This is a genomic window from Microbacterium sp. p3-SID336, from assembly GCF_025143365.1.
Taxonomy (GTDB): domain Bacteria; phylum Actinomycetota; class Actinomycetes; order Actinomycetales; family Microbacteriaceae; genus Microbacterium.
This window is the reverse complement of the sequence record NZ_JALXPE010000051.1, coordinates 1-26,402: the sequence shown is the minus strand read 5'-3', so window position 1 is coordinate 26,402 and position 26,402 is coordinate 1. Positions and strand designations below refer to the sequence as shown.

Sequence of the window (26,402 nt, the reverse complement as noted above, 5' to 3'; positions counted from 1 at the left end):
GGAGTCCGCGCCGACCTCCGTCAGCGTGCGGTCGTGCAGGGGCTGCACGGGGCGGTGGTTGTCGGGATACACGCCCGTGAACGCCGCGAGCTGCTCCGGCGAGACCGTGACCGGGTTCAGGTACACGTTCCAGCGCACCCCCTCGGTGCACGGCGGCGTGGTGAGCGAGCCGTCGTACTGCACGCTCATGCCGTCGGCCGGGACCAGCGCAGTCGGATCGATGGCCTGCGTCAGCGGCTCGCCCTCGTCCTTCACCTCGGTCGGGATCGAGGAGAAGAACTCGGCGAGCGCCTGGTCGGCCGCCCCGCTCTGGAGCATGACGCCGAGCACGAGCATCGCGCCGTCGTCCGCCTTGTGGACCAGGTGCAGCTCGGCGGGCGCTGACTGCCCGTCGATGGTGTGCTCGCTGCTCGCGTGCAGGTGGAACTGCTGCAGGTAGTACGTCTTGCCGTCGACCTCCACGGAGTTCGCCTTCGGGTCGTCCGGGATCGCCTCGACGGTGTGGCCGTTGTTCTCGATCTCGAACGTCGCGGCCGTGTAGTGCGGAACGACCTTCTGCTGCGGCGTGCCCGGCTTCAGCGTCGCGGTGTCGATGGCGACGGGCGACTCGTGCGAGGTGTCGACGTTCTCGCAGGCGGCGCCGAATGCCCCCCAGTGATCGGGGCCGTTGGCACCCTTGTACGACCAGTCGGCGGAGGTCGTGGCCGAGGGGGACGGGGACGCGGTCGCCGTGGACGACGCGGTCGTCGCGGGCGTGGTGGCGGTGGGCGCGCAGCCGGCGAGAGCGCCGACCGCGAGCACCGCGGCGGACAGGGCGAGTGCGGGGCGGATCTTCATGATGTTCCTTCTGGTGTCTCGGCGCGCGGTGACGTGCACAGCGAGACACCGCGCACGCACCGCGCACGCACGGGCGATGCCCGAATGGATGGCGATGCGACTCGGACGACCAGTGTTTCGCTGCCCCGCGGTGTCCGAGCGCCCTGAGTGTAAGCGACGAAACCCGGAGATGTCCGAGCCCGTGACGCCCGGTAACCTGGCACGGTGACCGACTCCCCCCGCTTCCGCCCCGATGTCCCCGAGCTGCACCGACCGTACGCCGCCGACGAGGGCCGCTACGGACGGTTCGCGTACCGCCAGGTCGGCTCGTCCGGCCTCTACCTGCCGCCGATCTCACTCGGCCTGTGGTGGAACTTCGGCGACAACATCCCGCTCGACAACCAGCGCGCGCTGCTCCGGCACGCCTTCGACCGCGGCATCACCCACTTCGACCTGGCGAACAACTACGGCCCCCCGTACGGGTCGGCGGAGAAGAACTTCGGCCGCATCTTCGCGGAGGACTTCCGCCCCTACCGGGATGAGCTGATCATCTCGTCCAAGGCGGGCTGGGACATGTGGCCGGGGCCCTACGGCGACTACGCGAGCCGCAAGTACATCCTCGCGAGCGCCGAGCAGTCCCTCACCCGGATGGGCCTCGACTACGTCGACATCTTCTACTCCCACCGCGTCGACCCGGTCACGCCGATCGCCGAGACGGTCGGCGCGCTCGACACGCTCGTGCGCCAGGGGAAGGCGCTGTACGTGGGCATCTCGTCCTACAGCGCCGAGCGCACGGCGGAGGCCGTCGCGGTGGCGAAGGAGCTCGGCACTCCGCTGGTCATCCACCAGCCCGCCTACTCGATCCTGAACCGCTGGATCGAGGACGGCCTCACGGCGACCCTGGAGGAGTCCGGCCTCGGAGCGATCGCGTTCACTCCGCTCGCGCAGGGGCTGCTCACCGACAAGTACCTCGGCGACGGGACGGCCGACCGTGCGCAGAAGCGCGGATCACTGCCGGAGGGCAAGCTCACCGACGAGGCCGTGCAGACCCTCCGCGCGCTGAACGAGGTGGCGCAGGGTCGCGGACAGACGCTCGCCCAGCTCGCACTGCAGTGGACGCTGCGCAGCCCCGTCGTGGCCTCGGCCCTCATCGGCGCTTCGCGCACCGCGCAGCTGGACGAGAACCTCGCCGCGCTCGACGGCCCCGAGTTCTCCGTCGAGGAACTCGCGCGGATCGACGAGCTCGCCGGCGCGATCGACGTGAACCTCTGGGCCACCTCGTCGGAGCTGTGACCCGCTCATGAGCCTCGCGGCGGCCACCCGATCCGTGCACGTGCGCGCGCCGGGCAAGATCAACGTCTACCTGGGGGTGGGCGGCCGCCACGACGACGGCTACCACGCGCTGGCCACGGTGTTCCAGGCCGTGTCGCTGTACGAGGACGTGATCGCCAGGGAGGCGGACGACTTCTCGCTCACGGTGTCGGGGGTGGAGGACGACGGCTCCGTGCCGCTCGACGACCGCAACCTCGCGATGCGGGCGGCGAAGCTGCTCGCCACGGCCACGGAGCACCGCGGCGGCGTCGCGCTCGAGATCCGCAAGAGCGTGCCGGTCGCGGGCGGCATGGGCGGAGGCTCTGCGGATGCCGCGGCGGCGCTGGTGGCCTGCGACGCCCTGTGGGGGACCGGGCTCTCCCCGGCACGGCTGCACGATCTGGCGGCGCGGCTCGGAGCCGACGTGCCGTTCGCGCTGCACGGCGGCACGGCGGTCGGCACGGGCCGTGGCGATCAGCTCAACCCCGCGCTGGCGCGCGGCCGCTTCGACTGGCTGCTGGCGACCAGCGCCGAGGGGCTGTCCACGCCGACGGTGTACGGACGCCTGGACGAGCTGCGGGACGAGGAGGGGGCGCTCGCGGACGACCCTCCGCTGTCGCTCGACGTGCCGATCCCCGTGCTGCACGCACTCCGCACTGGCGACCCGTGGCAGCTCGCCGACGCGATCCACAACGACCTGCAGGCGGCGGCCGTCGACCTCCGCCCCGACCTGGCCGTGACGATCGAGCGCGGGGTGGCGGCGGGGGCGCTCGCGGGGGTGGTCTCCGGCTCCGGTCCCACCGTGGCGCTGCTGTGCGCCGACCCGGAGACGGCTCAGCGCGTGCAGAACACGCTGCGCGACGAGGGGATGGATCCGCTCCACGTGCACGGTCCGGTGGCCGGAGCCCGCATCATCGGCTGACCCTGTCCTCCGGGACGAGCAGACGCAGCTGCACCATCGCGGAGAACCGCGCATCCGGGTCGTCGAGGTCGATGCCGCCGATCTCCGCGAGTCGGCGCAGCCGGTAGCGGAACGTGTTCGGATGGGTGAACACCCGACCGGACGCCTCCGTCACATCGCCGAACGCGTCGAGCCAGGCGCGCAGCGTCGGTACCAGGTGGGTGCCCCGCTCCTGGTCGTGCGCGAGAAGGCGGGCGACCGGCCCCGTCGGCTGATCGCCGCGCGCGCGCACCAGGTCGCCCAGCTCGGCGAGCAGCGCCTCCATCTGCACGGCGGCGAACACGGCGACTGGCTCGGAGGAGGAGGCGCGGCGCCCCACGCGCAGGGCTCGGTCCGCGTTCAACCGCGAGGTCGGCAGCTGCGCCGCATCCGCTGCCACGGTGCCCACGCCGATGCGGATGTCGCCAGGGGCGCCGAGGCGACCGAGGAAGTCCGCGGCCACCCGAGCGGCCCTGGCGTCCTGGCTCTCCGCGGCACCGTCCGCCTCGCCCTCGTGCGAACGCATGCCGACGACGGCATAGACCACGTCGCCGATGAGCGCGACGGCGGAGCGCCGGTACACGGCGCCCAGATGCACTGCGAACGCATCGGCGATGCGGTGACGCTCGGCGCTGCCGCGAGCCCCCGCGGTCGGGTCGTCCTCCGGCTGCTCGGAGGCCGAGAGGGCCAAGACGACGCCGTGGTGGTCGTCCAGCCGCAGCCGGGAGGCGGCATCGCTCGCTCCGGGGCCGCCCTCGAGGACCGTCGCGAGCAGGTCGGCCCGCAGACGGCGCTCCACGTCGGCGCCCGCGCGGAGGCGCAACATGTGCAGAGCGACCAGCCCCGCCGAGTCCTTCAGCGCCTGTGCCCGGTCCGGGCTCAGCGGTTCCCGGACGGCCGCCCAGATGGAGCCGAGGATCTCGTCGCCCGCGCGCACCGCCAGCGCGACACGGGGGAACGACGGCAGCCCCTGCGTGTTGGCCACCGGCCCCACGTGCAGGGGTTCCTCGCTCCGGTACAGCTCCTGGAAGACGCCGCGCTCCTCCAGCTGCCGCGCGAAGCGCTCCGGCACCTGGCGGCCGAGCACGGTCTCGATGCGCGCGGGATCCGCCTCGTCCTGTCGGCCCGAGAAGGCGACGACGCGGGAACTGCGGTCCTCGATCGTGACGGGGGCGTCCAGCAGCGTGGCGATCGCGTTGGCGAGCGCGAAGAGGTCGCCGGAGGGCATGCCGCCGAGCGTCGTCGTGACCTGGTCGCCCACGTCGCCCTCGGCGATCAGCGAGCGCAGCATCGCGGCCAGCTGCGCCCACGAGGCACCCCGGGTGAGGGCGAGCACCGGCACGCCCTCGGCGGCGGCCGCGTCGCTCAGCGCCGCGTCGGCCCGCACGGGGGCGCGGAGCACGAGCGCCGCCGCGCGCTGGGCGCCGAGCACGCGCAGCAGGTCGACGATCTCGGCGGGGTCGCTCAGCCCCACGCCCAGCACGATCGCACCGCGCGAGGGCATGGCGTCGTCGAGCACGTCATGGATCACGACGGTCTCGATCGCGGTGTCGTCGTCAACCGCACCGCTGACCACGTCGAGCAGCGTGGAGCCGAGGTCCTCGATCACGCGGCCGAGACTGGCGCGCGGGCGGATCGTCACGGGCATGAGCACGAGGCCAAGGTTAGAGGGCGGACGTTCGGCGCTGAACGGTGCGGCACGACGAAATCGTAGCGAGGGTTCGTCGTGCCGCACAGCCCCGGTATTCCCCCCGGGTCTCGGCAGCCGTGCTACAGCGCGATCCACTCCGTGCGCACGGTGACCGCGTCGAGGGCGTCCCGGTCCGGCGTCACACCGATCCCGGGGCCGGTCGGCACCGGGAGCGTGCCGTCCTCCACTACGAACGGGTCGGTGATGTCGCTGGAGTAGTACCGGTTCGAGCCCGACGTGTCTCCCGGCAGCGTGAAGCCGGGCAGCGCGGCGAGTGCGACGTTGGCCGCCCTGCCGATCCCGGTCTCGAGCATCCCGCCGCACCACACCGGGATGTCGTGCGCGACGCAGACGTCGTGGATGCGGCGCGCCTCCAGGTATCCGCCGACCCGTCCCGGCTTGATGTTCACGATCGAGCAGGCGTCCAGCGCGATGGCGTCGGCGGCCGCCCGCGCCGACACGATCGACTCGTCCAGGCAGATCGGGGTCGTGAGGGCCGCGGCGAGCTGCGCGTGGCCGAGCAGGTCCTCCTCGTCGAGCGGCTGCTCGATCAGCAGCAGGTCGAACGGGTCGAGCCGCGCCAGGTGCCTGGCGTCGCCGCGACGGTAGGCGGTGTTCGCGTCGACCTGCAGCAGCACGTCGTCGCCGAAGCGCTCCCGCACCGCCCGCACGGGCTCGATGTCCCACCCCGGCTCGATCTTCAGCTTGATGCGCACGTACCCCTCGTCGAGGTAGCCGTCGACCGCATCGAGCAGCTCCGGGATCGAGTCCATGATGCCGACCGAGACCCCGCAGTCGACGCGGTCGCGCACCGCCCCCAGCTCGCGGGAGAGCGGCACCCCGCTCGCGCGGAGCTCCGCGTCGAGAACCGCCAGCTCCACGGCCGCCTTCGACATCCGGTGGCCCTTGAACCTCTCCAGCGTCGGCGCCACCGCCGAGGCATCGAGGTCGGGCACCCCGGCGAGCGCCGGCACGAGGAAACGCGTGATGACGTCGACGCTCGCCGCCACGTACTCGGACGAGTAGAGGGGCTCGTTCATGGCCACGCACTCGCCCCAGCCCTCCGCCTCGTCGGAGACCGCCCGTACGAGCAGCGCCTCGCGCGTCGTCTCGACGCCGAAGGACGTGCGGAACGGCGCGACCAGCGGCATCTCGATGACGCGGAGCTCGAATCCGGTGAGCTTCATGAGTGGTGTTCTCCTCTGTCGATGGTGTACGTGCCTGTGCGGTCGAAGGAGAGCACTCTGGCTCCGCCTTCCAGCAGCGTGCCGAGCGTCTCGCGCACGGCGAGGCGCCACCGCGTGGCGAGTTCGGGGTCGGTGATGCGCAGCCGCTCGATGTCGCGCGGCAGTGTCACCCGCACGACCGACGCGGCGGTGGCGTGGTGGACGGGCGCGAGATCGGTCCCGACGCTCAGCAGCGGGGCGGCCAGAGGCGTCTCCGCCGGAGGCTCCGGCTCCCCGGCGCAGGCGGCGACCACGCGGGGATCGTGCACGTACCAGGTCACGAGCAGGCGATCGGTGTCGTCCCCGCCGTTGAGGGCGTCGTTCATCTGCCCGTAGAAGTTCTGGTGATACGCGGTGCCCGTCGCCGCGAGCTTGACGAGGTTGAAGTAGGCGTTGCGGCTGATGAGCGGGTCGAAGGTCCACGAGATCTCGTCCAGCTGCTCGTCGATCGCCCAGGACCGCTGATGCACCTTGAGCGCGAAGCCGACGCTGCGTCCGCGCATGCGCTCCGATACGCCGGCGATGTGGCTGTGCAGGGCCCTGCGCCCCGGTGAGGCGAAGAAGCCGAAGCACGCGCCGACCAGCTCGTCGCCGTCGTAGGCGCCGCCGATGTAGCTCCCCGCCTTGGAGAGCGCCCGCAGCGTCTCGACGTTCACGGGCGAGCTCTCGTCCTGCGCCGCCCAGATGACCTGGAACAGCTCGGAGACCTCGGTGAACTCGGCGACGGTCGTCAGGAGGCGCACCTCGACGCCTGCCGCGTCCGCGGCGGCCTGCGCGGCCTGGCGGTGCGCCGACGCGGAGGGGGCCGTTCCCGTCATGGTCATGCTCCTTCTCCCGCGGCGAGCTCGGTCAGCAGACCGGACAGGAGCGTCAGGCGCTCCGGGATGAACGCGGTCAGCACGTGCTCGTCGTCCGCGTGCGCGCCACCGCCCACCGCACCGAGCCCGTCGAGCGTCGGCACGCCGATGCCCGCGGTGATGTTGCCGTCGGAGGCGCCGCCCACCGCGACACCGGCGAACGGCTCCAGTCCTGCGGCCGCGGCGATCGCCGTCGCCCGCGCGAACAGCCCGGCCGCGCTCGACTCCTCGAGCGGACTCCTGTTCGGGCCGCCCTCGACGCGCACCGAGGCGCCGGGCAGAGCGGGCGTGAGCGCGCGGATGGCGTCGTCCACGCGCTGCTGCTCCTGCACGGTGCGCACGCGCACGTCCACCGCGAACGACGCCTCGTCCGGCACCGTGTTCGTCGTGCGGCCGCCGCTCATGACGGTGGGGGTCACCGTGGTGCCCGCACCGGGATCGCCGAGCTCGGCGACCTGCAGCAGCAGTCGCGCCGCCTCGACGGAGGCGTTCACGCCGCGCTCCGGCTCCAGCCCGGCGTGAGCGGCACGGCCGGACACGACGATGCGGTACAGCGACACCCCTTTGCGGGCGACCTTGAGCGCGCCGCCCTCCGCTGCGGCCTCCAGCACGAGCGCGGCGACGCACCCTGCGGCCTCCGCCGCGATCAGCTCGTGCGACGTGGGCGAGCCCAGCTCCTCGTCCCCGGTGATGAGCAGCGTCACACCGTCACGGTCGGCGAGCCCCGCGATCGCGTGCAGCGCCATGACCACACCGGTCTTCATGTCGAAGCACCCGGGGCCGCGCACGACCCCGTCCGCCGACCGGAACGGGTGGCGCTGCAGAGACCCCAGCGGCCAGACCGTGTCATGGTGACCCAGCACGAGCACGCGGGGGCGGCCGAACCGCCAGCGCAGATGGGTGCATCCGTCGATCACGAGCCGCTCCGGTGCGACCCCGAGCAGGCGCTCGCCCATCGCGGCGACCACATCGGCGCTGCGGGACACGGCCGCCAGGTCGGTCGACGGCGACTCGCACGAGACGAGCTCCTCCAGATCGGCCAGCAGGGCGTCGAGACCGACCGGCGCGGCGAGCCGCATCACGACACCTTCGGCGCCGCGCGGACGCCGTAGTGCATGTACTGCTCGCCGCCGGGGAGCGTGTAGAACACCACGGCCTCCCACGCCTGCGTCCCCTCGGGGCGCAGCACGAACTCGGTGGCGCTGACGGGGATCAGCGGGTGCTCCTCCACGGGGTCGGGCAGCAGCTCGGCGAGCGGCCCGCTCAGCGTGGTCCGCAGGCGCAGACCCTCCTCGCCCCGCAGCACCTCGGCACGCACGCCGGCCCGGTCGTAGACGCCGAGCACGCCGGAGTGGTCGGCGGCAGGCGGCTCGTCGGGCGGGGTGAGCTCGGGCGGCAGGTGCACGTCGGCGACCTCCGCGAAGATCTCCCCGAACAGCTCCAGGTAGAGGTCGTGCGTGTTGCCGCCGTTGGTCAGCAGGGTCACCGCGACCCCCTCGTCCGGCAGGACCCGCAGGAACGCGGCCTGGCCGATCGTGTTGCCGTCGTGGCCGTAGAGCCGTCGCCCTCCCCAGTCGAACAGGATCCATCCGATCCCCCAGGCGTCGCCGAGCGTGTACGGGTTCGGCACATCGACCTCGCGCTGTTGCATCCGCGCCACAGCCGCCTCGGACAGCACGCGTGTGCCGTCGGCGGCGACACCGCCCTCGAGGTGCATGCGCGCGAAGGCCAGCACGTCCGCTGTCGTGGAGCACACGAGGCCCGCCGGGCCCATCGAGCGCGGCAGCATCCACGCCGGCGCGAGCACGGGGCCCTCCGCGCCGACCTCGGTGTGCCCGGCCGCGGCGCTGTACAGCAGCACCTCCTCGGGCAGTGTCGCGGAGTGGGTGAGCCCGAGCGGGGTCATGACGAGGTCGCGCAGCGCCTGGTCCCACGTCGTGCCCGTGATCTTCTCGATCACCCGGCCCGCGAGCACGAACCCGGAGTTGCAGTACGACATGGTGGCCCCGATCGGGTGGTTCTGCGCGAGTCCGTCCAGCAGTGCGACGTACTTCTCCAGGGCGTCGTCGCCGCGGCCCGTGTCGGTGAACACGTCGCCGTCGATGCCGCTCGTGTGGTTGAGCAGGTGCCGCATGGTCACCGACCGCGTCACGGTGTCGTCGGCGGACCGGAACTCCGGCACGTAGTCGACGACGGGGCGGTCGAGATCGAGCAGTCCGTCGTCGACGAGACGCATGGCCGCGGTGGCCGTCCACACCTTCGTCATCGACCCGATCTGGAAGAGGGAGTCGTCGGTCACCGGTGCGCCCGTGCGCACGTTGAGGATCCCGTGATGTGCGAACACCGGCTCCTCGCCGAGCCGCAGGATCCCGAGGGTCGCTCCGGGCACCCCGTGCGCGTCGGCCAGGGCGCTCAGACGCTGCTGCCAGTGCCGCGCGTCGAGCCGCGCGCGGCGCGGTCGGCCGGCGGGCGCGGCATACTGTTCGACCCAGTCGACGATGCGCTGCGCGTAGTCCGCTCGATGCGAGGGCGGGGCGTTCAGCACGAACAGGTGATCGCCTCCGGGGTACAGCACCAGACGGGTCGGCACTCCGCGTTCGCGAAGGGCGGCGAACCACTGCTCCGCCTGCCCGACGGGGCATCGCTCATCCGCGGCGCCGTGCAGGATGAGGGTCGGCGTGACGACGTCCTGCACCCGGGTGTACGGCGACTGCGCGGCGATCAGCTCGGTGTCCTGCCACGCGACGCCGCCGTTCTCCTTGACGGACAGGAGGTGCCCGAAGTCGGAGGTCCCGGCCATGGAGAACAGGTCGGCGACGACGCCGCCAGGGACGGCGGCTGCGAACCGGTCGTCGCGCGAGGTGAGGTAGCAGGTCATGTAGCCGCCGTAGCTGTATCCGGTGATCGCGAGCCGCGCCGGGTCGGCGATGCCCTCCGTGACCAGCTGGTCGATCGGGTGCAGGAAGTCGTCGGCGTCGCTGACACCCCAGGCTCCGGCGACCGCGCGGAAGAACGCATCGCCGTAGCCGTCGCTGCCGCGCGGGTTCAGCGTGAGGATCGCCCAGCCGCGCGCCGCCAGCACGTGGTGGTGCGGGTGGGTGGCATCGGCGGCGCCGTTCCAGGCGTTGTGGGGACCGCCGTGCACGTCGAGCAGCAGCGGCTGCGGACCGGAGGCGTCGGGGTCGCGGCGGAGCCATCCGGTCACGACCGTGCCGTCGCCGATCGTGAAGCGCCGCTCCTCGGCGGGGACGAGGTCGAACCCCGGGGTCCCGTAGGCGGTGAGGACGCGGAGTTCGCCGTCCGTCAGCCCGACGACGCCGACCTCGCCGAAGGAGTCGGGGGTCGCCACCACCACGGCCGCACGGTCGCCGACGACGGAGAGCCCCGAGACGCTGGACGTGCCGGAGATGAGCGGTCGAGCCCCCGTCCCGTCGAGTCCGACGCGGTGCACGTGCGTGTACCCGTTGTCGCGGAGGCAGTACGCCACCGTCTCGGTGTCCAGGAACTGCGGCAGCCCGCCGGGATACCCCGGCCCGCCGGGCATGACGTTGCGGTCGACCCCGGCCGTGAGGCTTCGGGGCGTGCCGCCGGCGACCGGGAACAGCAGCAGGTGCGCGTTGCCGATCTCGGTGTCCGTTCGGCCGACCGCGAGGACGCCGGTCCCATCCGGGGTCCAGGCCACGGGCGTCGCGTTGAGGTCCGTCCGGCCGATCCGGCGCGGTGCGCTGTTGCGGTCCGTGGACGACACCACGAACACGGGGGAGCGGAGGGTGAGGTCGGCGTCGTCGTCCTGCGCGGTGGAGAACGCCAGCAGCGACCCGTCCGGGGACCAGCACGGGTCGGAGGCGTGCGAGCGGCCGCGCGTCAGCACGGTCACCGCGCCCGATGCGACGTCGACCGCGTGCAGCTGCTGCACGAGCGTCCCGAGGTGGCCCGCGCCGTCCGCCTTGTAGCCCAGGCGGTCGGTCGCGGTGGGCGCCGAGCGTCGGCGGCCGATCGTCGCCGCGTCCTCGCCGGGGAGCGCGGCGCTGTCGACGGGGGCGGCGAAGGCGATCCGTGTGCCGTCGGGGCTCCACACCGGGGTGCCGGCGCCGAGCGGGAGGCTCGTGACCTCGGTGGCCTCGCCGCCGTCAGCCGGCAGCAGCCACAGCTGCGCGGGACCTCCCTGCGCGCGGAGGAAGGCCAGCTGCGAGCCGTCGGGACTCCACACCGGCGTGGAGTCGGCGTCTCCGCGAGTGAGCCGCACGGGGTCTCCGCCGTTCACCGGCACGCTCCAGAGCGAGCGGAGGTCGCGATCGGCCTCCCTGTCGGTCGTGCGCAGCACATACGCGACGCGGCTGCCGTCCGGGGCGAGGGCCGGCTGCTCCGGCGTGCTGATCTCGAGCAGGTCGTCGACGGTGACGCGGGTCATGAGGGCTCCAATCGGAAGGTCAGTCCACTGTGTCCGCTGCGAGGGCGTGACGTGTTGTGTCGGCGGCTGAAACCGCGGCGGCCGTTTGGGCGTCCGGCACAGTGCCCAGGGGAAGGGCGGCGTCGGTGCCGGCGAAGTGGCACGCCGCACCGCGCGCGTGCCGAGGGTGGGCCGGCTCGACGAGCACGCACACGCTTCGATCGGGACGGGCGGCCGGCCCGATCGGGCATCGCGGGTGGAAGCGGCAGCCCGTCGGCGGCGCGTGCGGGTCGGCGGGCTCCACGTCGGCGGGAGCGAGCGGGTCGACGGCGAGCAGGTCGCCGCGCCGCGTGGGCGCCGCCTGCAGCAGGTCGCGCGTATACGGGTGCTGCGGATCGGCGAGCACCTGCTCGGTGGGACCCACCTCGACGATCTGCCCCAGGTACATCACCGCGATCTGATCGCACAGATACCGCACCACGGACAGGTTGTGCGAGATGAACAGCATCGTGAGCCCCAGCTCCGCGCGCAGCTCGCGCACGAGGTTCAGCACCGAACCCTGCACGGACACGTCGAGGGCGGAGGTGATCTCGTCGGCGAGGAGCACCTCGGGCCGTGCGGCGAGGGCTCGCGCCAGGGCGACGCGCTGGCGCTGGCCGCCGGAGAGGGTCGAGGGCAGCGTGACCGCGCGCTGGGGCTCCAGGCTGACCAGTTCGAGCAGCCGCGCGACCTCGGCGCGTCGCGCGGCGGGCCTGCGGACATCCCGAGGCAGCGCCTCGGCGATCGACTCGCCGATCGACATGCGCGGATCGAGAGACGAGAACGGGTCCTGGAAGATCATCTGGATCGGCCGGCGCCGCCGGAACCCGCGCACGTCGACGCCGTCGAGGGTGATCTCGCCGCTGCTGAGGGGGGCGAGTCCGATCGACGCGCGGGCCAGTGTGGACTTGCCCGATCCGGACTCCCCGACGAGACCGACCACCGATCCGGTCGGGACGGTCAGGCTGACGTCGTCGACGGCGGTCAGTCCCGAACGGTGCCCGCCGTAGCGCACGCTCACGCGTTCGAAGCGCAGCTCGCTCATCGGACGGCCCCTTCCTGGTCGGTCACGGGCAGCGCCGTGGTGATGACGGGCAATGCCGCCGCCGGTCCGTCGCCCGTGACGGGGTGCCAGCAGGCCACCCGGCGGCCGCGGTCGTCGGAGACGAGCTCGGGGTCCCGCTCCCGGCAGACCGCCGAGGCGAGCGGGCAGCGGTCGGCGAACGCGCACCCCGGGGGGAAGGCGCTCGGTGCCGGCGGCCGGCCGGGGATCGTCTTCAGCGCGGTCGTGCGATCGGTGTCGAGGTCCGGGATCACGTCGAGCAGCGCCCGCGTGTAGGGGTGACGGGCTGCGGTGTGCAGCTCGGCGGCAGGCAGGTCCTCCACGATGCGTCCCGCATACATGACGAGCACACGGTCGCACGTCTGCGCCACCACGGCGATGTCGTGGCTGATGAGCAGGATCGCGGCGTCGGTGTCGCGTCGGACGGCCGCCAGCAGCTGCAGCACCTGACGCTGGACCGTCACGTCGAGGGCCGTCGTCGGCTCGTCGGCGATGATGAGGCGGGGATGGTTCATGAGCCCCATCGCGATCATCGCGCGCTGCCGCATGCCTCCGGAGAACTCGTGCGGATACTGGTGCGCACGGCGTTCGGCGGCGGGCACGCGGACGGCCCTCAGCCGGTCGACGGCCCGGACCGCGGCGTCGCGTCGGGAGATCGCCTGGTGCTCCGATGCGGCCTCTGCGAGCTGCGAGCCGATCCGCCTGGTCGGGTTGAACGAGGTCATCGGATCCTGGAACACCATCGCGAGCGAGGTCCCGAGCAGGCCGCGGAGGGCACGGTCGGGAGTGGTCAGCAGCGGTGTCCCGCAGAACTCCAGCTGTCGCGCGGTGACGACGCCCGGCGCCTCGATGAGCTTCGCCGCAGCCAGGGCGGTCAGGCTCTTGCCCGACCCCGACTCGCCCACGACGCCGATGGCCTCGCCGCGCGAGATCGTGAAGCCGACGCCGCGCACCGGCGTCACCCATCCGGAGGGGGTGGGGAGGGAGACGCGCAGGTCGTCGACGAGGAGCACCACGTCGTCGCCGCCGACCTGCGCGAGCGGTGAGGCCGGGGAGTCCGTCGTGCGCGGACGACGCTGCGGCCGCGCGGAACGGCCGCCCAGCGCCGCGGCTGCGGTCTCCCCGAGGAGGTTGAAGGCGAGCCCCGCCACCACCACGGCCGTCGCCGGGCCGAGCGCGGCCGCGGGGTTCAGGTAGATCCGGTTCAGCCCTTCGCCCAGCAGCCGCCCCCAGTCGTACGCGGGCACCTGCACGCCGAGACCGAGGAAGGAGAGCCCGGCGAAGGCGAGCAGCGTGGAGCCCGCGGCGACGGTCGCGTTCACGATGAGGGGCTCGCCGATGTTCGGCAGGATGTGCCGGAACAGGATGCGCAGGCGCGAGGCGCCCACGACGCGCGAGGCGGCGATGAAGTCGCGCCCGGCGATCGCGGCGGAGAGCGTCTGCGTGAGCCGCGCGAACCCCGGAGCCAGGGCGAGTCCGATCGCGAGCACGGATCCGGTGGTGCCGACGCCGAAGATCACGGCGAAGAACAGTGCCAGCAGGAGTCCGGGGAACGCGACCGCGATGTTGACGAGCGTGGTGATCGGTCGCCCCGCCCACCGCGGCAGCACGGAGGGCGCGGTGCCGAGGAGCGCGCCGACGACGACGCCGATGATCACCGCGGCGACCGCGAGCGCGACCGACAGCTGTGTCGCGACGAGCACGCGCGCGAGCACGTCGCGGCCGAGCGTGTCCGTGCCGAGCAGATGCGCGGCGCTGGGCCCCTGCGTGATCGCCGTGGGATCCACGCGCTCGGCCTGTGCCCCCCAGATGGCGGGAGCGAACAGGGCGGTGAGGGCGACGAGGCTCACGAGAACCAGGGCGGTGATGCCGAGAGGGGAGCGGACGACGCCCCGCCAGGTCGAGCGGACGGACATCAGGCCTCCCTGATCGTGGAGCGCGGGTCGAGGACGGCCAGGAGCACGTCCACGAGCAGGTTCACCAGGAGCACGGCCACGCCGTAGACGAGCACGATGCCCTGGACGACCGAGTAGTCCTTGCTGAGGATCGACTGCACGATCATGGTGCCGAGCCCCGGCCACGCGAACACGTTCTCCACGAGGACGGTTCCGGCGACCATCCCGGTCAGCAGCAGCCCGGTGAGGGTGAGCGTCGCGGTCATGGCGTTGGGCAGCGCGTGGCGGGAGTAGATCCGCCGCGGCGCCAGCCGCTTGGCCCGCGCGGTGCGGATGAAGTCCTGGCCGAGCACCGTCAGCACCTCGACGCGGATGATCCGCGAGAACACGGCGATGGGCCCGACCGCGAGCGCGGTGACGGGGAGCACGAGCGAGAGCGGCGCGGTGTTGCCTGCGACCGGGAACCAGCCGAGGGACACCGCGAAGACGTACACGAGCCCGACCGCGAGCAGGAACTCCGGGATGGCGGCGAGCACGACGGTCACGGCGGCGAAGCCCAGTTCGAGCCCGCGGCGCCGTCCGCCCCGGGTGGCCACAGCCATCGTGACGCCGAGGGGCACCGAGACCAGCAGCACCAGGACGACCGCCAGCAGGGCGAGCTGGAGCGTCGCGGGCAGACGCGTCGCGATGATCTCCGACACGGGCTGGCCGGTCAGCAGCGAGGCCCCCATGTCGCCGGTGAGGAGCCCGCCCAGGTAGTCGAGGTACTGCACGAGAAGCGGCTGATCGAGCCCGAGCGCCGCTCGCCGTGCCTCGACCACCTCCGCCGGCGCGTTGAGGCCCAGCGCCGCGCGGACGGGGTCGCCCGGCACGAGGTGGATCATGAGGAACGCCGCCGTGACGAGGACCCACACCGCCAGCAGGAACTGCCCTCCGCGCCTGACGGCGAACGACAGCCACGGGTTGCCCGTCCGCGCGGAGCGGAGCAGGATCGCCTGCGTCGCGGTGGCCATCACTCGTACATGCGGACCGACGCGGGGTCGATGCCGTCGAACTCGGTGAACGTGGCCTTCTGCCCGTAGCTGCCGCCCGGCTGATCCGCGAACGGCACGACGTCGGTCGCGGCGAGCAGCGCGCGCTCCGCCTCGTCCCAGTCCGCGCAGCCCTCGGTGCCCGGCTTGCCGGACGCAGCGGTCACCGCCGCGAGGTAGTCGGGGTTGTCCACCCACGCGAAGTTCGTGCCCTCCGGCGGTGTCGGCCCGGAGTAGAACGGCACGAGCATGCTGGGCAGCGACACGGTGATCGACACGGCCGACACGTCCCAGTCGCCCGTCACGAACAGGATCTCGCTGACCCCGGGGGAGTCGACGCCCTGGAGTGCGACGTCCACGCCGAGCTCCTTCCAGGTGGACTGCACGAGCTCGGCCATCGCGGTGACGCCGTCGCCCTGCGCCGAGGCGTAGATGAACGTCAGCGCGAGCGGCGTGCCGTCCTTCTCGCGCACCCCGTCCGCGCCCATGGTCCAGCCCGCGTCATCCAGTGCGGCGGCTGCCGCCTCCGTGTCCTGCGCAGGGAGGAACTCGGACACCACGTCCGCGCGGCAGGGGTTGGGGGAGATCGTGGTCAGGCTCTCCGGCACGCTGCCCTCGCCGCCCGTGAGCACCTGACGCAGCTGCTCGAGGTCGAGGGCCTGCGTGAGGGCCTTCCGCACGGCTTCGTCGGCGGTCGGGCGCCCCTCGGCCTGGTTGTAGATGAACTGCCCCGACGCGGCGAGCAGGTCGGTGCGGAAGAACCCTTCCAGGCGCTGCTGGTCCGGGCCGAGGACCCGCGCTGCGTTGGCGTCGCCGGAGAGGAGGAGGTTGACCGCCGTGGTCTCGTTCGGCACGACGCGGAAGATCGCCTCGTCCGGGATGCCGGGCTGCTCGGGGTCCCAGTCGCCGGGCCCCCAGGAGAACTCCGGGCGCCGGGTGAGGGTGTACGAGCTGTTCGGCACGATCTCGGTCATCGTGAACATGCCGGTCGCCCCTTCGCCGGCCGCGAGCGCGTCCGGATCCCCGAGGACGGTGGCGCACACGATCGCGACACTGCCGATGTTCTCCAGCAGGAAGGCGTCGGGGATCCCGCTCGTGACGGTGACCGTGCGCGCGGCGTCGTCGCCGACGGCGGTCGTCCCGGCCTGGACCTGCTGGCCGACCAGGGGGGAGGCGTTGGCCGGGTCGCCGATGTAGGAGATGTTCGCGGCCACGTCGGTCGCGGTCAGCGGCGTGCCGTCCTCGCACGTGAGACCGTCGCGCAGCGTGAACGTGGCCGTGGTGGTGTCGGCCGTCCACTCCTCGGCCAGACCGGACACGATGCTGCCGTCGCCCTGCACCTCGATGAGCCGGGAGTAGAGGAAGCGGTCGATCGTGCGGGCGATCGACATGACCGTGACGAACGGGTCGAGCGTGCCGGGGTCGTTCGCGATGATGCTGACGAACGTCTTGCCGTCCGCGAGCGTGCCCTCCCCGGGAGCGGCGTCCGGCGACGGACCGGGGGCGGCGCACGAGGTGAGCAGCAGGGCGGCCGCGCCGACGAGAGCGGCGGTGGCGGTGGTGGAGCGTGAACGCATCAGTGCCTCCAGCGGATGAGGGGGTCGGGTGGTCAGGGGGTGAGCGTGCGCAGGTGCTCGACCGCCGCGAACGCGGCGCGGCCGATGGATGCGTCCACGGCGGGCAGCCGCTCGGCGAGGGAGTCGGCCCTGGTGAAGACGGCGACGGCGTACTGTCGTCCGTCCGGGTAGGTGACGACGCCGGCTTCGTTGCGCCATGCGGGTACCGTGCCGGTCTTGGCGGCGACGCGCACGCCGGACGGGAAGCCCGACGAGAGCCGGTGCGGCCAGATCTGCTGCGCCATGATCTCCCTGGCGGTCGCCGCTGCGGCCGCGGGGGCTGCGCGGTCCTGCCAGATCGCGTCCAGCAGCGTCGTGATGTCACGCGGAGTGGAGGCGGAGGTGCGCAGCGGGTCGATCGCCTGCAGAGCCCACAGCGACTCCTCGGTCGCCCCGGCGAGGAGCTCGTCGAGATCGGAGTCCGGTGTGCCGCCCAGGTCCGCGACGACCGAGGCGAACAGGTCTTCGCAGCAGCCCACGATCCGCGTCGCCTCCAGCCCCAGGTCGTCGGCGACGTGGCGCACCGCGTCCGCACCGAGACGGTGGAAGAGCAGGTCCGTGGCGGCGTTGTCGCTCATGGTCATCATGTTCCGCGCCAGGTCGCGCCAGCTGGCCTCGACGTCGTCGGCGAACCCGGCCGTGCCGACGCCGCCCACGCGGTATCGGGCTGTCACGATCGCGCGCTCCCTGGGGTCGAGCGCGCCGGCCTCCACCGCGCGGACGTAGGCCACGAGCACGAGGATCTTGAACACCGACGCGAGGACGACGGGCTCGTCGGCGCGGACCGCGACCTCAGGGCCGCCCGTGACGCCGATCTCCTTCGCGTGCAGGAAGCCGACCGCGCCGGCGCGCGCGAAGACGTCGGCGATCTCCGCGGTCGCGTCGGCCTCCGTGGCGACGGTCACGCGCTCACCCGGCGGTCGGCGCGTCCGGTGTGCAGGTAGAGGGCTCTGCCGGAGCCGTCGTCGCCGATGAACGCGTGCGGCAGGTGCATGCCGCTCTGCGGCTCGAGGGGGATGAGGACGTCCGGGCTGAGTCCGACCAGCTCCGTCGGCTTCGGCGCCGGATCGAACTCCGCGAACACGCCCTTCATGGTGCGCTCCAGCCAGATGCGGCCCTCGGCGTCCTGCCGGACCGTGGAGTCGGCGACCGAGGAGGAGTAGGTGCCGAGGACGCGGTCGAGGTCGACCTGCACCGGATCGGCGGGCGGCGTCGGAAGCGCGGGAACCGTCACACCGGCGACCGCGGAGAGGATGCGCGTCATCAGGGTGCCGTAGAGGCGCACGGGCGTGCCGCCGTTGGTGAGGATCACGACCGCGACGCCGGCCTCCGGCACGATCCGCAGGAACGAGGTCTGGCCGATCGTTCCGCCGTCGTGGCCGATCACGGGACCGCCCTCCCAGTCGAAGATCTCCCAGCCCAGACCCCAGGAGTCTCCCATCAGGCCCAGGTCGGGAAGCACGACCTGTGGCTGCTGCATGGCCCGCACGCTCTCCGCGGAGAGCACGCGGGTGCCGTCGGCGGCCACTCCGCCGTCGATGTGCATGCGTGCGAAGCCCAGCAGGTCGCGGGCGGTCATGGCGAGCATCGATCCGGCGGGGGCGTTCGAGCGCACCAGGCTCCACACGGGTGCGGGGACCGGCTCGCCGCCGTCCTCGGCGTCGACGTGACCCAGAGCGGCACGGAAGCGGATGGCCTGTGCGGCGTCGGTGGCGACGTGGGTGAGCCCGAGCGGAGCGGCGAGGCGCTCGTGCAGCACCGCGTCGAAGGGCTTGCCGCGCAGGACCTCGATCACCCGGCCGAGCACCACGAACGCGGCGTTGTTGTAGGAGAAGCGCTCGCCCGGAGCAAAGAGCTGCGGGGCATCGGCGATGGCGGCGAGGTACTTCTCGACGGCGTCGTCGCCGACACCCGTGTCGATGAACAGGTCGCCCTCGAAGCCGCCGACGTGGCTGAGCAGCTGGCGCGTGGTGATGGCGCCGGCTGCGGCGTCATCGGCGATCGCGAACGCCGGGACGGTGTCGCGCACGGGGGCGTCGAGGTCGAGCAGCCCGTCGTCGACGAGCTGCATGACGAGGGTCGCCGTCCAGGTCTTGGTGATCGAGCCGATCTGGAACACGGAGTCGGTGTCGGCTTCGACGCCGGTGTTCTTGTTGAGGATGCCCGCCGCAGTGGTGAACACCTCGCCGTCGACGAGGATGCCGACGGACGCGGCCGGAACCTGTTCCTCGGCGATCAGGGCGGGAAGGTTGTCGTGCACCCAGGTGCCGATCTCGGACAGCGTGGACATGCGGGCTCCTCTTCGTCGAGTGCGCCGGCGGCGGGGGTCCGACGGCGTTGGGGCGACACTATTGCGGTGCGAGCGGCGGAGGATTGTGCGGGGGGACGAGAGTTCGAGGCGGCTTCGTGCGTGCAGACCAATGCGCGGTCAGCGCGCCACCCCGCGGACGGCCCGACCGGGGAGCGCGTCGGCGCGCAGCCGACCGTCGCGGATGACCGGCTCGCCGTGCACGAGGAGGTGCCGCACGCCCTGGGCCGGTCGGGTCGGGTCGAGGTAGGTGGCGCGGTCGGTCACGGTGCGCGGATCGATCACCACGACGTCCGCGTCCGCCCCGATCCCGAGGTGGCCCTTCCCTCGCATCGCCGGCGAGACCTCGTCGAGCACACGGGCGGGCAGGTGCGCGCAGCGCCGGAAGGCCTCCAGCCACGACCAGGTGCCGCTCTCGCGCACCATCGTCCGCAGCGACTTCGTGAAGGTCCCTGCGGTGCGCGGGTGCGTCTGACCACCGGGTGGGAGCGGCCATTCCGACTGGTCGCGGCGCGCGGGCCGCCCGTCGCGTGCGGGCCAGAAGACGGGCATCGCGTCGCTGGCCACGATCGCATCGGGGTAGGCCAGCGAGCGATGCAGGTGCGCCCGGTCCACGGGGTCGTCCTCGTCGAGGAAGGTGACGATGCAGGCGGCGCCCGGGTCCGTGCGGCGCACCTCGCGCAGGCGCGCTTCGTCGGCGAGTCGCTCTCCGGTCTCGACCATGACCAGCGAGGACGGGGTGATGCCCATGTTCGGCAGGAGTTCCGGGGCGAGGAAGAAGGCGCCGATCGCGGTGCTCCCCGCGCCGTAGGGGTACGCCTCCACCGTGACCCGCGACCCGGCCGCCCTGGTCCGCTCGAGATCGGCGAGCACGCGGTCGATGTGTCGCAGCGAGGTGCTGTTCACGTGGCAGTGGTGCATGGCGGCACCGGTCTCCGCGGCCGCTCGAAGCAGCTCCTCGGTGCCGTCGACCGGGGTCTCCGGGTCGATCTCGATCAGCTCGCGCACGTGGGTGAAGGTGGGAGCGCCGGCCCGTGCGGCGAGTCGCGCGACCTCGAGGTACTCCGCAGGATCGGTGCGCGGCGCATAGCCCATCAGCACGCCGATGCCGAGCGCACCGGCGGCGAGCTCCTCGTCGAGCAGCCGGAGCCACCCTCGGCGCTCGACGGGGGAGGAGCTGCGCTGCCACTGCGGGTCGCCCAGCAGCTCCAGCGCCGCGTGGATGTCCGGCGACGGGGGCAGGTCGAGGTGGACGGCGGCCCGCGCCTGCGCCCAGGAGGCGGAGAAGCCGAAGTTGAGCGGACGGCCCTCCGCCTCGGCGTGCGCGACGGCCGCCTCCACGGGCATGAGACCGGCCTCCAGGTCGAGGGCGGTCGTGACGCCGTCCATGGCCTGCAGGCGCTGGCCTGCGATCGAGTGCACGTGGCTGTGCAGGTCGACGAAGCCGGGTCCGACGATCAGGCCGACGGCGTCGATCTCGACGGCGCCGTCGGGCGCGACGATCCCGGCGCCGACGTCGTGCACGCGTCCGTCGCGGAGGTGCAGATCGGCGATCCGATCGGTGCCGGTTCCCGGGTCGATGACGCGTCCGCCGCGCAGCAGGGTGTCCATGCCACTACCGTGGCATCAGGCCGCGCGCGTGTCCGGTGCGGGCGGACGAAACCGCAGCGCCGTCCCCGTGCGATCTCACAACGCGCGGACGGGGATCGGCGGCCGCCGAGGTGCACGGGCGCCGTCCGACAGACATAATGAAGTGACGATGTGACCGTGCACACGCGAGGAGGCAGACATGTCCACCTCCTCCGAGCGTGCGCGCCTGCCCAGCATCCGGGATGTGGCGCGGCTGGCGGGTGTCTCGCACCAGACGGTGTCGCGCGTCCTCAACGATCATCCGAGCATCCGGCCGGAGACCAAGGCCAAGGTCCTCGATGCGATCGCCGTGCTCGACTATCGCCCCAACCTGGCGGCGCGGGCGCTGGTCACCAGCAGGTCGAACATGCTGGGCATCCTGTCGGCGACGATCGGGGAGTTCGGTCCCACCTCGTCGATCGCCGGCATCGAGGATGCGGCGCGCGAGGAGGGCTACTCGGTCTCCACGCTGAACCTCCCGGCGACGACGCCGGAGGCGATCGGCAACGCGGTGCGCCAGCTCGAGCGGGAGCAGGTCGACGGGATCGTGGTGCTGGCACCCCAGGTGCGGGTCTTCCATGTCCTGCGCGGCATGTCCGGCGCCATGCCCTTCGTCACGCTGCAGACGGCCTCGGGGTCGGACGGTGTGAGTCTGTCCGCTGACCAGGTCGCGGGGGCCAAAGCCGCGACGGAGCACCTGATCGCGCTCGGTCACAGCGACATCCTGCACCTGGCAGGGCCGCAGGACTGGATCGAGGCGGAGTCCCGCATGCGCGGCTACCTGGATGCGCTGCGCGAGGCCGACCTCCCCACGTTCCCTCCGATCCGGGGGGACTGGACCGCGGACTTCGGGTACTTCGCCGGCACGGAGCTCGCGCGCCGCCGCGACTTCACGGCGGTGTTCGCGGCGAACGACCTGATGGCGATCGGGCTGATGCACGGTTTCCGCGATGCGGGGGTGCGGGTGCCGCACGAGGTCAGCGTGATCGGGTTCGACGACATCCCCGTGGCCGCTCATGTCGCGCCGACGCTGAGCACGGTGCATCAGGACTTCCCCGAGCTGGGCCGGCGCGCGGTGCGCATCCTGCTGGCGGAGATCCGCGGCGAGCAGGTGCCGGAGTTCGGGCCGCTGCAGACCCTGCTGCGCGCGCGCGAATCGGCCGTCGCGCGCTGACGCGATCACGGCCGTCGCCGGGGCGCGCGGCGGGCTCCCGCATCGAATCCTTTCGACGCGACGCCCGCTCCGCGGGCCCGTGATCTCGCGGATCGCGCGCAGGTCACGGTCGCGACTCGAAACCCGGTCGTCGACTTGACACCGCTCCCAAGGAGGACGACGATGTAATCCCATGTGAACGGTCACATCGAAGGTGACCGCACGTCGCGAGGAAGATCCGTGAGCACCACAGCAACGTTGCCGACCGTGTCAGGTCCGATCCTGGAGATGCGCAGCATCACCAAGGAGTTCCCCGGAGTCAAGGCGCTCGCCGACGTCTCGATCACCGTCCGCGCCGGCGAGATCCATGCGATCTGCGGCGAGAACGGCGCCGGGAAGTCGACGCTGATGAAGGTCCTGTCCGGCGTCTACCCGTACGGCAGCTACGACGGCGAGATCCTGCTCTACGGCGAGGAGCAGCGCTTCAAGGACATCGCCGCGAGTGAGCAGGCGGGCATCGTCATCATCCACCAGGAGCTCGCCCTCATCCCCGAGCTGTCGGTCACCGAGAACATCTTCCTGGGCAACGAGATCCGCCACCTCGGTCGCATCGACTGGCAGGCGCAGAAGCAGCGGGCCATCGAGCTGCTCGCCAGGGTCGGCCTGAACGAGGACCCGGACGTGCCGATCAAGACGCTCGGCGTCGGCAAGCAGCAGCTGATCGAGATCGCGAAGGCGCTCAACAAGGACGTCAAGCTCCTCATCCTCGACGAGCCGACCGCGGCGCTCAACGAGAACGACTCGCAGCACCTGCTCGACCTGATCCTGGGGCTGAAGGCCAAGGGCATCGCGTCGATCATGATCAGCCACAAGCTCAACGAGATCGAGCAGATCGCCGACGAGATCACCATCATCCGCGACGGTCGCACGGTCGAGACGCTCGACATCTCGCGCGGCGAGATCAACGAGGACCGCATCATCCGCGGCATGGTCGGCCGCTCCCTGGAGAGCCGCTACCCCGACCGCACGCCCGAGATCGGCGAGGTCTTCTTCGAGGTGAAGGACTGGTGGGTGCAGCACCCCTCGGTGCCGGAGCGCATGGTCGTGAAGGGCTCCACCTTGAACGTCCGTCGCGGCGAGGTGGTCGGCATCGCCGGTCTCATGGGCGCGGGCCGCACTGAGCTCGCGATGAGCATCTTCGGCCGCTCCTACGGCACCTTCCTCTCCGGCACGCTCATCAAGGACGGCCGCGAGATCACGCTGCCCGACGTGGCCGCCGCCATCAAGCACGGACTCGCATACGTGAGCGAGGACCGCAAGGTGCTGGGGCTCAACCTGCTCGACACCATCAAGCGGTCCATCGTCGCGGCGAAGCTCTCCAAGATCGCGCACAACGGCGTCGTCGACTCGCGGGAGGAGTTCTCGGTCGCCGAGCGCTATCGCAAGGCGCTGCGCATCAAGACCCCGTCGGTGGAGGAGGGCGTGGGCAAGCTGTCCGGCGGCAACCAGCAGAAGGTCGTGCTGGCCAGGTGGATGTTCACCGACCCCGATCTGCTGATCCTCGACGAGCCCACGCGCGGCATCGACGTCGGCGCGAAGTACGAGATCTACGCGATCATCAACGAGCTCGCGGCACAGGGCAAGGGCGTGATCGTCATCTCCAGCGAGCTGCCCGAGCTGCTCGGCATCTCCGACCGCATCTACACCGTGTTCGAGGGCCGGGTCACCGACTGCATCCCGGCCGACCAGGCGACCCCCGAAGACCTCATGCGCAGCATGACCTCCGCGACCCAGAAAGCATCCGCATGACCACCGACACCACCTCCGCGAAGCGCGGCTTCCACTTCCAAGACATCACGAAGATGTTCGGGGGAGGCGGCACCTCGTCGTTGCGCCAGTTCGGCATCCTCGGCAGCCTGATCGTCATCATCCTGCTGTTCGAGATCCTCACCGTGCTGCGGAACCCGGCCGGAGCGACGCTCACGCCGGGCAACCTCATCAACGTCATCAACCAGTACTCGTTCATCCTGATCCTGGCGATCGGCATGGTGATGGTCATCATCATGGGCCACATCGACCTGTCGGTCGGGTCGGTGGCCGCGTTCACGGGCATCATCGTCGCGAAGTCGATGGCCGACTGGCAGCTGCCCTGGCCGCTCGCGATCCTCCTCGGTCTCGGCGTCGGAGTGCTGGTCGGCGCGTGGCAGGGGTTCTGGGTGGCCTACGTGGGCGTCCCCGCGTTCATCGTGACGCTCGCGGGCATGCTGTTCTTCCGCGGCGCGCAGCAGTTCATCGGCGACGCGCAGACGATCCCGGTGCCCAAGGGCTTCCAGTACATCGGCACCGGCTACCTGCCCGAGGTGGCGCTGCCGCTGCCGTTCAACGTGCCGACGATGCTGCTGGCCCTCCTCGGCGTCGCCTGGCTCGTGTTCTGGGAGATCCGCACGCGTCGCGTCCAGCACAAGATGGGTTCCGACAGCGCGCCCGTCTGGGTGAGCGTGGTCAAGGTCGTGCTGCTGTCGATCGTCGTCCTCGCGGCGGGCTGGATGTTCGCCACCGGGCGCCCCGGCACGAGCTTCCCTGTGCCCGGCCTGATCCTGCTCGCGCTCGTCATCATCTACTCGTTCATCACGAGCAACACCGTGTTCGGTCGTCACATCTACGCGGTGGGCGGCAACAGGCAGGCCGCGCGCCTCTCCGGCGTGAAGGACCGCTGGGTCGACTTCTTCGTGATGATGAACATGTCCGTGCTGGCGGCGCTCGCCGGCATGATCTTCGTGGCCCGCTCGCAGGCGTCGGGCCCGAACGACGGCACCGGGTGGGAACTCGACGCGATCGCCTCGGTGTTCATCGGCGGAGCGGCCGTCTCGGGCGGCATCGGCACCGTGATCGGCTCGATCATCGGTGGTCTCGTGATGGCCTTCCTCAACAACGGCCTCGCGCTGCTCGGCCAGGGCGCCGATGTCGTCGCGATGATCAAGGGCCTGGTGCTGCTGTTCGCCGTGGGCATCGACGTGTGGAACAAGCAGCAGGGCCGCCCGTCCCTGATCGGTCTCCTGACGCGCCGCTTCGGTCGCCCGCAGGATCCCGCGACCGACACGTTCGATCCAACGAAGACGAACTACCCCACCAGCCAGAAGTACGAAGCCCCCGCCGTCGAGGAGACGCGCGGAAAGTAAGGGCCGCGCCGCGCAGCGCACGCGCGGCGAGACCTTCGCACACCAGAGAAAGAGATCACATGAAGAAGATTCTTCTGTCGGCGACAGCGCTTGTCGTCGCGGGCGCATTCGCCCTCACCGGGTGCTCCTCGGAGCGCGGCGGTGACACCGGATCGGGATCGGGCGAGGAGGAGACCTCGGGCTTCGCCGCCGATGCCACGATCGGCGTCGCCCTTCCCGACAAGACCTCGGAGAACTGGGTCCTCGCGGGCAAGCTGTTCACGGACGGACTGGAGGAGGCCGGGTTCAAGGCCGACGTGCAGTACGCCCCGGCGAGCAACACGGTCGCGGAGCAGCAGAACCAGATCCAGGCCATGGTGTCCAACGGCGCGAAGGTCATCATCATCGGCGCGAAGGACGGCAAGCAGCTGGCCACGCAGGTGCAGGCGGCCAAGGACGCGGGCGCGTACGTGATCGCCTACGACCGTCTGATCGAGAACACCGAGGCCGTCGACTACTACGTCGCGTTCGACAACTTCAAGGTCGGGCAGCTCCAGGGCCAGGCGCTCCTCGACGGTCTCGCCGAGCGGGCGGGTCACGAGGCTCCGTACAACATCGAGCTGTTCTCGGGTTCGCCGGACGACGCCAACTCCGCGGTGTTCTTCAACGGCGCGATGGACGTGCTGCAGCCGAAGATCGACGACGGCACGCTGAACGTCGTGTCCGGGCAGACCGAGATCGCCCAGACGGCGACCGAGGGCTGGCTCGCCGAGAACGCGCAGAACCGCATGGACACCCTGCTCACCGGCTCGTACAGCGGCGACACGGTGCTCGACGGCGTGCTCTCCCCGAACGACACGCTCGCCCGCGCGATCATCACGTCGGTGCAGCAGGCCGGCAAGCCGGTCCCGGTCGTCACGGGCCAGGACTCCGAGGTCGAGTCCGTGAAGTCGATCATGGAGGGCGTGCAGTACTCCACGATCAACAAGGACACCACGCTGCTCGTGGAGCAGGCCATCAAGATGGTCGGCCAGCTGCAGAAGGGCGAGGACGTCGACGTGAACGACACCGAGCAGTACGACAACGGCGTCAAGGTCGTGCCGTCCTACCTGCTCGACCCGATCATCGTGACCAAGGAGAACGCGGCCGAGGCGTATGCCAACGTGCCGAGCCTCCTGGAGATCGTGAACTCGTACCAGTAACGAGCATGACCGCGCGGCGGCAGAGAGCATGACCGCGCGGCGGCGACGCCTCCACGCGCTGCCGATGAGCCGCCCCCC

19 protein-coding genes are annotated in these 26,402 nt (G+C 71.6%); 6 read left to right on the top strand and 13 right to left on the bottom strand.

What is annotated here, in order from left to right; translation table 11 throughout:
• Window positions 1–837, bottom strand: an 837-nt coding sequence (locus M3C17_RS14545; RefSeq protein ID WP_259978632.1) for a carbonic anhydrase, incomplete at its 3' end; no start/stop codon positions are given.
• Window positions 838–1,041: 204 nt separating this feature from the next.
• Between M3C17_RS14545 and mgrA the strand changes: the two genes are divergently transcribed.
• Together mgrA and M3C17_RS14535 are read left to right on the top strand one after the other, a co-directional pair.
• Complete coding sequence (mgrA, locus tag M3C17_RS14540) at window positions 1,042–2,109, top strand: L-glyceraldehyde 3-phosphate reductase (protein WP_259978631.1); 1,068 nt, start codon at window positions 1,042–1,044, stop codon at window positions 2,107–2,109.
• A gap of 7 nt (window positions 2,110–2,116) precedes the next feature.
• Window positions 2,117–3,049, top strand: coding sequence for a 4-(cytidine 5'-diphospho)-2-C-methyl-D-erythritol kinase (locus tag M3C17_RS14535; protein WP_259978630.1), 933 nt, complete (start codon window positions 2,117–2,119; stop codon window positions 3,047–3,049).
• Here M3C17_RS14535 and M3C17_RS14530 read toward each other — a convergent pair.
• The 12 genes from M3C17_RS14530 to M3C17_RS14475 all read right to left on the bottom strand — a co-directional run bounded on the left by M3C17_RS14530 (window position 3,039) and on the right by M3C17_RS14475 (window position 20,793).
• The gene (locus tag M3C17_RS14530; RefSeq protein ID WP_259978634.1) at window positions 3,039–4,715 is read right to left on the bottom strand and encodes a CdaR family transcriptional regulator; all 1,677 of its coding nucleotides are present in this window, start codon (window positions 4,713–4,715) and stop codon (window positions 3,039–3,041) included. The two genes, M3C17_RS14535 and M3C17_RS14530, sit on opposite strands and share 11 nt — an antisense overlap.
• Window positions 4,716–4,837: 122 nt before the next feature.
• Window positions 4,838–5,944, bottom strand: a complete 1,107-nt coding sequence (gene menC, locus M3C17_RS14525; RefSeq protein WP_259978629.1) for an o-succinylbenzoate synthase — start codon at window positions 5,942–5,944, stop codon at window positions 4,838–4,840.
• Window positions 5,941–6,801 (bottom strand): GNAT family N-acetyltransferase, encoded by an 861-nt coding sequence (locus M3C17_RS14520; RefSeq protein ID WP_259978628.1) that lies wholly within the window; start codon window positions 6,799–6,801, stop codon window positions 5,941–5,943. The genes menC and M3C17_RS14520 overlap by 4 nt, the downstream gene beginning before the upstream one ends.
• Before the next feature lie 2 nt (window positions 6,802–6,803).
• Entirely contained in the window at window positions 6,804–7,919 is a 1,116-nt protein-coding gene (locus M3C17_RS14515) for a M20/M25/M40 family metallo-hydrolase (RefSeq protein WP_259978627.1), read from the bottom strand.
• Window positions 7,919–11,251, bottom strand: coding sequence for a serine hydrolase (locus tag M3C17_RS14510; protein WP_259978626.1), 3,333 nt, complete (start codon window positions 11,249–11,251; stop codon window positions 7,919–7,921). Before M3C17_RS14510 ends, M3C17_RS14515 begins: the two co-directional genes overlap by 1 nt.
• A gap of 19 nt (window positions 11,252–11,270) precedes the next feature.
• Window positions 11,271–12,314: an ABC transporter ATP-binding protein gene (locus M3C17_RS14505; RefSeq protein ID WP_259978625.1), complete on the bottom strand. Its 1,044-nt coding sequence runs from the start codon at window positions 12,312–12,314 to the stop codon at window positions 11,271–11,273.
• On the bottom strand, window positions 12,311–14,248 hold the full coding sequence (locus tag M3C17_RS14500) for a dipeptide/oligopeptide/nickel ABC transporter permease/ATP-binding protein (protein ID WP_259978624.1): 1,938 nt from the start codon (window positions 14,246–14,248) through the stop codon (window positions 12,311–12,313). Before M3C17_RS14500 ends, M3C17_RS14505 begins: the two co-directional genes overlap by 4 nt.
• Window positions 14,248–15,240 carry an ABC transporter permease gene (locus M3C17_RS14495; protein WP_259978623.1) on the bottom strand — a complete coding sequence of 331 codons (993 nt, stop codon included), beginning with the start codon at window positions 15,238–15,240 and terminating at the stop codon, window positions 14,248–14,250. Before M3C17_RS14495 ends, M3C17_RS14500 begins: the two co-directional genes overlap by 1 nt.
• On the bottom strand, window positions 15,240–16,835 hold the full coding sequence (locus M3C17_RS14490) for an ABC transporter substrate-binding protein (RefSeq protein ID WP_259978622.1): 1,596 nt from the start codon (window positions 16,833–16,835) through the stop codon (window positions 15,240–15,242). The genes M3C17_RS14495 and M3C17_RS14490 overlap by 1 nt, the downstream gene beginning before the upstream one ends.
• A 32-nt stretch (window positions 16,836–16,867) precedes the next feature.
• Entirely contained in the window at window positions 16,868–17,779 is a 912-nt protein-coding gene (locus tag M3C17_RS14485) for a serine hydrolase (RefSeq protein ID WP_259978621.1), read from the bottom strand.
• Window positions 17,776–19,164, bottom strand: coding sequence for a serine hydrolase (locus tag M3C17_RS14480; RefSeq protein ID WP_259978620.1), 1,389 nt, complete (start codon window positions 19,162–19,164; stop codon window positions 17,776–17,778). The genes M3C17_RS14485 and M3C17_RS14480 overlap by 4 nt, the downstream gene beginning before the upstream one ends.
• A gap of 138 nt (window positions 19,165–19,302) precedes the next feature.
• Window positions 19,303–20,793, bottom strand: a complete 1,491-nt coding sequence (locus tag M3C17_RS14475) for an amidohydrolase family protein (protein ID WP_259978619.1) — start codon at window positions 20,791–20,793, stop codon at window positions 19,303–19,305.
• A 178-nt stretch (window positions 20,794–20,971) separates the two neighbouring features.
• Here M3C17_RS14475 and M3C17_RS14470 point away from each other — a divergent pair, with 178 nt between their 5' ends.
• The 4 genes from M3C17_RS14470 to M3C17_RS14455 all read left to right on the top strand — a co-directional run bounded on the left by M3C17_RS14470 (window position 20,972) and on the right by M3C17_RS14455 (window position 26,324).
• Entirely contained in the window at window positions 20,972–21,985 is a 1,014-nt protein-coding gene (locus tag M3C17_RS14470) for a LacI family DNA-binding transcriptional regulator (protein ID WP_259978618.1), read from the top strand.
• 267 nt (window positions 21,986–22,252) lie between these two features.
• Window positions 22,253–23,773, top strand: coding sequence for a multiple monosaccharide ABC transporter ATP-binding protein (mmsA, locus tag M3C17_RS14465; protein WP_311198447.1), 1,521 nt, complete (start codon window positions 22,253–22,255; stop codon window positions 23,771–23,773).
• Window positions 23,770–25,143: a multiple monosaccharide ABC transporter permease gene (gene mmsB, locus M3C17_RS14460; protein ID WP_259978617.1), complete on the top strand. Its 1,374-nt coding sequence runs from the start codon at window positions 23,770–23,772 to the stop codon at window positions 25,141–25,143. The genes mmsA and mmsB overlap by 4 nt, the downstream gene beginning before the upstream one ends.
• Window positions 25,144–25,202: 59 nt before the next feature.
• A complete protein-coding gene (locus M3C17_RS14455; RefSeq protein WP_259978616.1) occupies window positions 25,203–26,324 on the top strand; it encodes a sugar-binding protein in 1,122 nt (373 codons plus the stop codon).
• Window positions 26,325–26,402 lie beyond the last annotated feature (78 nt).